The sequence below is a fragment of the Streptomyces chiangmaiensis genome (assembly GCF_036281785.1).
Lineage (GTDB): Bacteria > Actinomycetota > Actinomycetes > Streptomycetales > Streptomycetaceae > Streptomyces > Streptomyces chiangmaiensis.
Map to the genome: position 1 here is coordinate 1 of NZ_JAYWVC010000262.1, position 9,581 is coordinate 9,581.

General features: G+C 69.7%; 9 protein-coding genes. 1 reads left to right on the forward strand and 8 read right to left on the reverse strand.

Going from position 1 to position 9,581, the window contains the following annotated elements; all coding sequences use genetic code 11:
* The 7 genes from VXC91_RS38960 to VXC91_RS38990 all read right to left on the reverse strand — a co-directional run.
* The coding region (locus VXC91_RS38960; RefSeq protein WP_329512088.1) for an N-acetylglucosamine kinase at positions 1-967 on the reverse strand (967 nt) is incomplete at its 3' end.
* Positions 958-2,223: a 6-phospho-beta-glucosidase gene (locus tag VXC91_RS38965; RefSeq protein ID WP_329512089.1), complete on the reverse strand. Its 1,266-nt coding sequence runs from the start codon at positions 2,221-2,223 to the stop codon at positions 958-960. The genes VXC91_RS38960 and VXC91_RS38965, both read right to left, overlap by 10 nt.
* Positions 2,224-2,229: 6 nt before the next feature.
* Positions 2,230-3,123, reverse strand: coding sequence for a carbohydrate ABC transporter permease (locus tag VXC91_RS38970; RefSeq protein WP_329512090.1), 894 nt, complete (start codon positions 3,121-3,123; stop codon positions 2,230-2,232).
* A gap of 2 nt (positions 3,124-3,125) precedes the next feature.
* Positions 3,126-4,067 carry a carbohydrate ABC transporter permease gene (locus VXC91_RS38975; protein WP_329512091.1) on the reverse strand — a complete coding sequence of 314 codons (942 nt, stop codon included), beginning with the start codon at positions 4,065-4,067 and terminating at the stop codon, positions 3,126-3,128.
* 2 nt (positions 4,068-4,069) lie between these two features.
* Complete coding sequence (locus tag VXC91_RS38980) at positions 4,070-5,401, reverse strand: ABC transporter substrate-binding protein (RefSeq protein WP_329512096.1); 1,332 nt, start codon at positions 5,399-5,401, stop codon at positions 4,070-4,072.
* A gap of 81 nt (positions 5,402-5,482) precedes the next feature.
* Positions 5,483-6,694: an ROK family transcriptional regulator gene (locus VXC91_RS38985; RefSeq protein WP_329512092.1), complete on the reverse strand. Its 1,212-nt coding sequence runs from the start codon at positions 6,692-6,694 to the stop codon at positions 5,483-5,485.
* A 337-nt stretch (positions 6,695-7,031) separates the two neighbouring features.
* The gene (locus tag VXC91_RS38990) at positions 7,032-8,126 is read right to left on the reverse strand and encodes a mechanosensitive ion channel family protein (protein ID WP_329512093.1); all 1,095 of its coding nucleotides are present in this window, start codon (positions 8,124-8,126) and stop codon (positions 7,032-7,034) included.
* Positions 8,127-8,449: 323 nt separating this feature from the next.
* On the opposite strand from VXC91_RS38990, the gene VXC91_RS38995 reads away from it, so the two are divergent.
* Entirely contained in the window at positions 8,450-8,986 is a 537-nt protein-coding gene (locus tag VXC91_RS38995) for an HNH endonuclease (protein WP_329512094.1), read from the forward strand.
* Between the two features lie 40 nt (positions 8,987-9,026).
* Here VXC91_RS38995 and VXC91_RS39000 read toward each other — a convergent pair whose 3' ends face one another.
* Entirely contained in the window at positions 9,027-9,206 is a 180-nt protein-coding gene (locus VXC91_RS39000; protein ID WP_329512095.1) for a hypothetical protein, read from the reverse strand.
* Between the last annotated feature and the right edge of the window lie 375 nt (positions 9,207-9,581).

The window sequence follows — 9,581 nt, forward strand, 5'->3', positions numbered from 1 at the left end:
GCTCGTAGTACGCCCGCACCCGCGCGTGCGCCCGCTCCGCCGCGTGTTCGTGATCCAGACCCAGGAGGGTCGCGCCCAGGACCGGGCGGGCCGTGACCACCTGGGGGATCGCCTTGGGCGCGCGGGGGGTCAGCAGCTCCCGGACCCGGTTGTCGAGTTGGGGGTGGCGGGCGGCGAGGATGCTGCCGCCGAGCAGGACCGGGGCCTCCTCGTCGAGCAGGTCGAGACGGGTAAGCGCGACCGTCGCCATGACGACCACCTCCTCGGCGAGCCGGTCGACGATCGCGCGGGCCACCGGATCGCCCTGCCCGGCGGTGGCGAACAGCACCGGCGTCAGCTCGTGGCGCCGGTCGTGTTCGATCTGCTCCAGGTGGAGCGCCTCGATGAGCGCGTACATGGAGTCGAGTCCGAAATGCGCGGGCAGGGTGCGCACCAGGTCCGTGGGCCCGCCCCGGCCGTCCTCCGCGCGGGCCGCCCACCACAGGGCCTCGTCTGCGAGACCCCAACCGCCGCCCCAGTCACCGGAGATGCGGCCGAGCGCCGGGAAACGGGCGGTGCGCCCGTCGGGCCGCATACCGACGCAGTTGATGCCGGCCCCGCACACGACCGCCACCCCCCGGGGTTCGGAGACACCCGCCCGCAGAATGGCGAAGGTGTCGTTGCGCACCTCCACCGTCGTGCCCCACCCGCGTGCCTGCAGGGCGGCCGCCAACTGCTCCTCCTCCACCGGAAGGTCGGCGTTGGCGAGACAGGCCGAGACATGGTCGGCCGCCGTGACCCCGGCCCGGGCGAAGGCCTGCCCGACGGCCTCGCCCAGGGCATCCACGGCCGCCGCGACACCCACGACCGGGGGCCGGAAACCCCCGCCCCGTGCGGTGCCGAGGACCTCGCCGTCGGTTGCGACAACGGCGACGTCGGTCTTGCTGTTGCCCGCGTCGATGGCGAGGACGCTTGCGGTCAGGCCCACGCGAGGTGCTCCCGGTTGTGCGCGATCAGCAGGTCGGTGAGGGTGTCGGCGTAGGCGTACTGGCCGACAAGGGGGTGGGCGAGCAGCGCCCGGAAGACGCGGTCCCGGCCGCCGCGCAGGGCCGCCTCAAGGGCCAGCTCCTCGTAGGCCGTCACGTTCGCCATCAGTCCCGCGTACAGCGGGTCCACCTCCGCCACGGCCAGGGGCGCCGGGCCCTGAGGGCCTACGGCCGCCTGCACCTCGATCACCGCGTCGTCCGGCAGGAAGGGCAGCGTGCCCCTGTTGTACGCGTTCACCACCTGGTAGGGCGAACCTCCTCCGCCCAGCAGGGCCGCGGCGAGGTCGACCGCGGCCTCCGAGTAGTAGGCACCGCCGCGCTTGGCGAGCAGCGCCGGCTTCTCGTCGAGCGCCGGGTCGCCGTACATCTCCAGCAGCTGCCGCTCCATCGCCGCGACCTCGGCGGCACGCGACGGCTTCGTCCTCAGCTCCCGTACGACCTCGTCGTGCGCGTAGTAGTAGCGCAGGTAGTAGGAGGGGACCGCGCCGAGCCGGTCGAGGAGGGCGCGCGGCAGACGCAGGCCTTCGACGAGCGAGTCGCCGTGCTCGGCGATCAGCTTGGGCAGCACGTTCTCGCCCTCGGGGCCGCCCAGGCGTACACCGGTCTCCCAGGTGAGGTGGTTCAGGCCCACATGGTCGAGGTGGACGTCGGCGGGCGTGACGCCGAGCAAGGCGGCGAAGGCCCGCTGGAAGCCGATCGCCACGTTGCACAGGCCGACCGCGCGGTGGCCCTCCTGAAGAAGGGCGCGGGTGACGATGCCGACCGGGTTGGTGAAATCGATGATCCACGCGTTCGGGTTGGCGTTGCGGATCCGTGCGGCGATGTCGAGGACCACGGGCACCGTGCGCAGGGCCTTGGCGAGACCGCCCGCGCCGGTCGTCTCCTGGCCCACGCAGCCGCATTCCAGCGGCCAGGTCTCGTCCTGCTCGCGCGCGGCCTGGCCGCCGACGCGCAGCTGGAGCAGCACGGCGTCGGCGCCCTCGACCGCCTGGTCCAGGTCGCCGGTCGTGACGACGCGCCCGGGATGCCCCTGTTTGGCGAAGATGCGCCGAGCCAGCCCGCCCACCAGCTCGAGGCGGTCGGCGGCCGGATCGACGAGGACGAGTTCCTCGACGGGCAGAGTGTCCCTCAGCCGTGCGAACCCGTCGACGAGTTCGGGTGTGTAGGTCGAGCCTCCGCCGACCACGGTGAGTTTCATGCGTAGCTAGCCCTTCACTCCGGTGAGCGTGACACCCTCGACGAACGCCTTCTGGGCGAAGAAGAACACGAGGATCACGGGGGCCATGACCAGCACGGTCGCGGCCATGGTGAGGTTCCAGTCGGTGTGGTGAGCGCCCTTGAACGACTCCAGGCCGTAACTGAGGGTCCACGCGCCCGGGTTCTCCGAGGCGTAGATCTGCGGGCCGAAGTAGTCGTTCCAGGCGTAGAAGAACTGGAAGAGCGCGACGGCGGCGATGCCCGGCCTGGCCATCGGCAGGACGACCTTGAACAGTGTGCGCAGGTCACCGCAGCCGTCGACCTTCGCCGCGTCCAGATACTCGTTGGGGATGGTCATCAGGAACTGGCGGAGCAGGAAGATGGAGAACGCGTCACCGAACGCCATGGGGATGATCAGCGGCCACAGCGTGCCCGACAGATCCAGCTGCTTTGCCCAGAACAGGTACATCGGGATGATGATCACCTGTGGCGGCAGCATCATCATCGAGATCACCAGCATGAGGGACAGACTGCGCCCAGGGAAGCGGAACTTGGCGAGGGCGTAGGCCACCGGGATCGAGGACACGACGGTCAGGACGGTGCCGAGACCCGCGTAGATCAGCGTGTTCTTCCACCAGGTGAGGAAGCCGGGTGTGTCGAAGACCTTCTTGTAGTTGCCCCACTCCCAGGTGTGCGGGATCAGATCCCGGCTGAGTGCCTGGGTGTCGCTCATCAGCGAGGTCAGGAACACGAACACGAAGGGCAGGGTGAAAAAGAGCGCGGCGGCCACGCCGAGGGAGTGGACGGCGATCCACTCGAGGAGGGCCTTACGGCGAGCGGTGCGTTCGGCCGGCGAGACGGGCGCTCTCAACCCCACGGGCTTGTCGAGTACTTGGGTCATGGTCAGTCACCTGCCAGATTGAGGCCGCCCCGGCGACGCATCAGGAACGCGGTGAACACCATCGACAGGGCGAAGAGCACGAGCGCGACCACACAGGCGGAGCCGTAGTCGAAGCGCTGGAAGCCGAGGTTGTAGACGAGCTGGGGCAGGGTGAGCGTGGACCTCTCCGGATAGCCCGGCTCGAACTGCGTTCCTGCGCCCTGGATGACGCCCGAGGCGACCTTTCCGGCGATCAGCGGCTGCGTGTAGTACTGCATCGTCTGGATCACGCCGGTGACCACCGCGAACATCACGATCGGCGAGATGTTCGGCAGGGTGACGTACCGGAAGCGCTGCCACGCCGACGCCCCGTCCAGCTCGGCCGCCTCGTACTGCTCCTTGGGCACGTCGAGCAGCGCCGCCATGAAGATCACCATCAGGTCGCCGACGCCCCACAGGGCGAGCAGGGTGAGCGCGGGCTTGGACCAGGAGGGGTCGTTGAACCAGCCCGGCGCCGCTACGCCGATCTTGTCGAGGATCGCGTTGACCGGCCCCGTACCGGGGTTGAGGAGGAAGGCGAAGGCCATCGTCGCGGCGACGGGCGGGGCGAGGTACGGCAGGTAGAAGAGGGTGCGGAAGACGCCCGTACCCGTCTTGATCTTCGTGATGAGCATGCCGACGCCGAGCCCGAAGACGACCCGGAGGCTGACCATGACGACGACGAGCCACAGGGTGTTGCGGAGCGCCGGCCAGAAGAACGGGTAGTTCTCGAAGACGTAGCTCCAGTTCTTCGTTCCGCTCCACGTCGGCGCCTTGAAGCCGTCGTAGTGCATGAACGAGAAGTAGACGGTCGAGATCAGTGGATACGCGAAGAAGACCGCGAAGCCGATCAGCCAGGGCGACATGAAGGCGAGCGTGCGAAGCGCCGCCCGGCGGCGCTTCGACGCGAGGGTGATCGTGCTCATCGCTACTTCGCCTGCGCGATGTCCGTGTCGATCTGCTTGGCCGTGCTCGCGAGGCCCGAGTCGAGGTCCTTGGCCTTGCCGCTCTCGTAGTCGTAGCCGAACTGCTGGATGGTCACGAGGTACTGGCCGCCGTTGACGGAGGCGGGCGTCGTGGTCGAGTTCGGGTTCGCCGCGATGTCCAGGAACGTCTTGAAGCGCGGGTCGTACTTCAGCTCGGGGGACTTCAGCGCGGCCAGCGTGGAGGGCACATTGTGGATGGCGTTGGAGAAGCCGACGACCGCGTTCGTGTCCGTGGTCATGTACTTCACCAGTTCCCAGGCCGCGTTCTGCTTCTTGCTGGCGGCGGCGATGCCGGCGATGGTGCCGGTGATGTAGCCCTTGCCGTACTGGGAGACCTGGTCGTCGGGCACGGGCAGCGGGGCCACGCCGATCTCGAACTTCGGCTTCGCGTCCAGGGCCATGCCCAGGCGCCACTCGCCGTCCAGCTGCATGGCGACCTGGCCGGTGTGGAAGGGGTGCTTCGGACCCCATTCGTCGCCGAGCTTGGCGCGGTACTTCTCCAGCTTCTGGAATCCGCCCAGTTCGTCGACCAGCTTCTTCTGGAGCGTGAATCCGGCCTTGAACGCGGGGTCCTTGGCGAGGTTCGACGTGCCGCTCGCGTCGAAGTACGTCGGGGAGAACTGCGCGAAGTAGTGCTCGGTGGTGGTCTCCCAGCCGTGGTAGTCCGGCATGAAGCCGAGCTGCTTGTAACCGTCGCCGTCGGGGACGGTCAGCTTCTTCGCGGCGGTCTCGAACTCGGACCAGGTCTTGGGCGGGCTCTTGATGCCCGCCTTCTCGAAGGCCGTCTTGTTGTAGTAGAGCCCGTACGCGTCACCGAGCAGCGGCACGGTGCAGCGGTTGCCGTCGTACTGGGTGTACTCGTTCATCGCCTTCGGGAAGGTGGTGTCCGGGTCGATGCCGGACTTCTTGAAGAAGGGGTTGAGGTCGACCAGGGCGCCCGAGGAGCAGAACTTGCCGACGTTGTTCGTGGTGAAGGAGGAGATGACGTCGGGGGCCTTGTCGCCGCCGGTGCGCAGCGCCTGGTTCATCTTGTCGTCCGTCATGTTGCCGACGACGTTGACGTTGATGTTGGGGTGCGCCTTCTCGAAGCCCGCGATCAGATCCTTCACGGCCTTCGTCTCGGAGGGCGCGCTCCAGGCGTGCCAGAAGTTGATGGTGGTGTCCTTGGACGCGTCGTCGTTCGCGCCGGAGGAGGACTGACCGGTACAGGCGGTGGTGAGGAGTGCGAGGGACGCGGTGAGGGCGAAAGCCGTCTTTCGGATCACTTTGGGCATGACTTCGGGCATGACGGGGTCTCCCTGGGACGGGCTGGGTGTGGTTCGACCGGAGCGGGTGCCGGGGCCGGGGCCCATGGCTCAGCGCGAGGTGTCGAAGACCTCGTCGCGGGTGGTTGCGAGGGCGCTCTCCAACGCGCCCCGCAGTACGGGGTGTTCGCGTACGTCGCCGACGACGAGGCGCGGCCGGGATGCGGCCAGCTCCTCCAGTTCGGCCTGGAGCAGGGTGCGCAGTGGCTCGCCTCCGGAGGTGAGCGAGGCGCCGCTGAGGACGACGAGTTCGGGGTCGAGCACGGAGACGAGTGCGGCGAGACCGGTGGCCAGCCGGGTCGCGTACGTCTCCAGGAGCCGCCGGTGAGGGCCGGTGGTGCTGTCGGCGCCCAGGGCAACGAGGGTGGCGGCGACCTCGGTGTACGGGCCGTTCGGTACGTCCTTGACGCCGAGTTCGCGGGCGAGCTTGGGGATGGCCTGGGAGCCCGCCAGTTCCTGGTAGCCGCCGCTGTTGGCCTTGGTCACCTGGCGGACCAGGGGGGCGCCTGGCACCGGCAGGAAGCCGACCTCGCCGGCGCCGCCGGTCCAGCCGCGGTGCAGCCGGCCACCGAGGACGAGGGCGGCGCCGAGACCGCCCTCGTTCCACAGCAGGACGAAGTCGGCGTGGCCCTTGGCCGCGCCGAGCCGCTGTTCGGCCAGGGCGACGAGGTTGACGTCGTTCTCGTACTCGACGGGCATCGGGAGGCCGGCGGCGAGTTCGTCGAGCAGCGTGGGGGCGTGCCAGCCGGGCAGGTGGGAGGCGTAGCGCAGCCGGCCGGTGTTGGGGTCGAAGGCGCCCGGGGTGCCGATGACCACCCGGTGCACGTCGGAGACGGCGAGCCCGGCGGCCTTCACGGCGCCCGCCAGCGCGTCGGTGACCTGGCGTACGACGGGTTGCGAGGGGCGGCGGCCCGGGGTGGGCAGCTCGTACTCGCCGACCGTCCTGCCGGTGATGTCGGCGACGGCGGCGAGGATGCGCTCGGGGGTGACGTCGAGCGCGGCGACATACGCGGCGGCCGGATTGACCACGTACAGCTGTGCGCTCGGGCCGGGTCGGCCCTCGCTCGTGCCGGTCATCAGGACGAGGCCGGCGGCTTCGAGGCGCGCGAGGAGCTGTGAGGCGGTGGGCTTCGACAGTCCGGTGAGCTTGCCGATGCGGGTGCGGCTGAGCGGACCGTGCTCCAGAAGGAGATCCAGGGCGGCGCGGTCGTTCATGGCGCGCAGCACACGCGGGGTGCCCGGCGTACCGGCGGATCCTGCCATGTGTGTCGCCACCTGCCTTTCAACGGTCCAGCTTCTCAGCGGGGCCGCCGGGAAGTCCACCGGGTGATCGTTTCAGGGATTTCCCGTGTTCGGGTGGCCCCTGGAGATCACTGTTAGGAAGGTTTCCTATTGGTGAGAGGAAGGTAGGCCCGCCGCTACGAAGGCGTCAATACCGGCCACTGCCGGCAACCAACTCGTTACCTGGGCGGCGTGGAGGCGGAGGAGTCGTGCCGCGGGCGGACGGCGGGGCCACGGTGGCGGAGCGGTGGTGTTGCGGCGCCGCAGCAAAAGGCGGCGCCCGGAAGACACCGGACGCCGCCTGCTCCTCGTCGGACCGCTACCGCGCCGGCCGCGGTGACGCGATCGGCGACGCCGCCTCCGACTGCGGTGACGCCGTGTTGGAGTAGACCGAAGGGGCCGCCACCGCAGCCGTCGCGTCGGGCGGGGTCTCCACCGCCTCGGCCGCCGGCAGCCCGCCCACGATACGGATGCCCGCCTCGTCGAAGGCCCGCTTGATGCGCCAGCGCAGCTCGCGCTCCACCGGCAGGGCCTTGCCCGGCATCGTCTTCGCCGAGACGCGGACGACCATCGACTCCAGCAGCACGCTGTCCAGGCCGAGCACCTCGATCGGTCCCCACAGGCGCTCGTTCCAGGGCTCGTCCTTGCTCATCTGCTCGGCCACCGCCTCGAGGGTCGCCCTCACCCGGTCCAGGTCCTCGCTCGGGTGGACGGTCACGTCCACCCCGGCCGTCGCCCAGCCCTGCGAGAGGTTGCCGATGCGCTTGACCTCGCCGTTGCGGACGTACCAGATCTCGCCGTTGTCGCCGCGCAGCTTGGTCACCCGCAATCCGACCTCGATGACCTCGCCGGAGGCCACCCCCGCGTCGATGCTGTCGCCGACGCCGTACTGGTCCTCCAGGATCATGAACACGCCGGACAGGAAGTCCGTCACCAGGTTGCGCGCGCCGAAACCGATCGCCACACCCGCGACACCGGCGGAGGCGAGCAGTGGTGCCAGGTTGATCTGGAAGGTCGACAGGACCATCAGTCCCGCGGTGCCCATGATCAGGAACGACGTCACCGAGCGCAGCACCGAGCCGATCGCCTGCGAGCGCTGCCTGCGGCGTTCCGCGTTCACCAGCAGACCGCCGAGCGCCGTGCCGTCCACCGCCTCGACCGTGCGCGTCATGCGGTCGATCAACTTGGTGATCGCCCGCCGCACCACCGCTCTCAGCACCGCCGCGATCACCAGGATCAACAGGACCCTGAGGCCGATCGCGAGCCATGTGGACCAGTTCTGCTGGACCCAGCTCGCGGCGTTCGTCGCGCTGTCCTGGGCGTCCTGGAACGTGGGGGCCGCCGGAGCCGTCGTCTGCGACGGCGACGGCGACGGGCTGGGGGCGCCGGCGAACGACAGCGCGGGCAAGGACACGGCAGGTACCTCCTGGTGCAGCGTCTGCCTCCGGTGCGAGCGGGCATGGTCGTCGAGGTAGGCAAGGTCGCGGAAAGGTCACCGGATGGGCAGGTCCACCACACTAACGGGGCATCGTGTGCGGATCATGCCGAAGTACCGAGGAGAGACCGTGCTCACCCGGGAAAGTCGGGGGGCACATCTCGGGGCATGTATCAGGTGTGGTCGAAAACACTCCCAGCCCGTTACCGGGACATGGTGGCGCTTCCACCAGGCATGAGGGGAGACTGGCTGCAGATCGTCCCGGCGCGAGCCACGCGCCGCCGGCGTACAAGGAGGCATCCGTGCCGCATGTCCTGGTCCTCAACGCGTCGTACGAGCCACTCGGCGTCGTACCGCTCCGCCGCGCGCTCGTCCTCGTCCTCGAGAACAAGGCCGTCTGCCTCGAGGAGTCCGGCGCCTTTATGCACAGCGCAACCGTCACTGTCCCCGCACCCAGCGTGGTCCGGCTCAAGCGATTCGTGCGGGTTCCCTATCGGGGGCCCGTTCCTCTTACCCGGCGCGCGCTGTTCGCGCGCGACGGCGGCCGGTGCATGTACTGCGGTGGCGTCGCAACCAGCGTCGACCACGTCATTCCGCGCAGCCGCGGTGGTCAGCACGTCTGGGACAACGTGGTGGCGTCCTGCCGCCGCTGCAACCATGTCAAGGCAGACCGGCACCTGTTCGAGCTGGGCTGGCGCCTGCGCCACAAACCCGCTCCACCCACGGGGCTGGCCTGGCGCATCATCGGCACCGGGCATAGGGACCCGCGCTGGCTGCCATATCTGCAGCCATACGGCGCGGATGACGCCTTGGCCCGGATCGACGGCATTTCCGCCTGACGATCCGGGCTTTTGCATACCCGGGGAGGGGGCCGGCGTCTCAGGCGCCGGCCCCCTCGGGGCGTGCGCCCCGTACCACGTACAGGGCGCCGCCCACCGCGAAGGCGGCGAGGGCGGCCGCCCAGGAGCCCGTCTGCGTGCCCGGCTGCATCGGCCACGCCCACACCGTGACCGCACCGACCGCGCACCCCGCCGGAGGCCAGGTACACCGCACTGACATAGCCGAAAGCAGGCAACCAGCTCAGCCGTGCACCGAGCAGCGCGGCCGCGGGAGCGGGCGTACAGCAGGAGACCGGCGGTCGTCACAGGGCCGGCACCCCCCTCGAACCGCACATGCCCGCCGTCGCGAAGGACGCCGACAGCCAGTTGCGGGGCTCCTTCGCCCATCGACGCCAGGTGGGCCCGGGCCCGCTGCCTGGCCTTCAGCTCCGCGCGCTCGGCGGCGCTGCCCTCGGCGTCAAGGTCGTCGAAGTACGGTGGCCCCCCATGGGGCGGAACAGTCTCACACCCCGTCTATCGGTCCGGCGGGGACCGCCGGTTCGCACCCGGCCGTCCCCGGCGATGCCGCTGCGCCGTCGAACGCGCGGACCTCCTG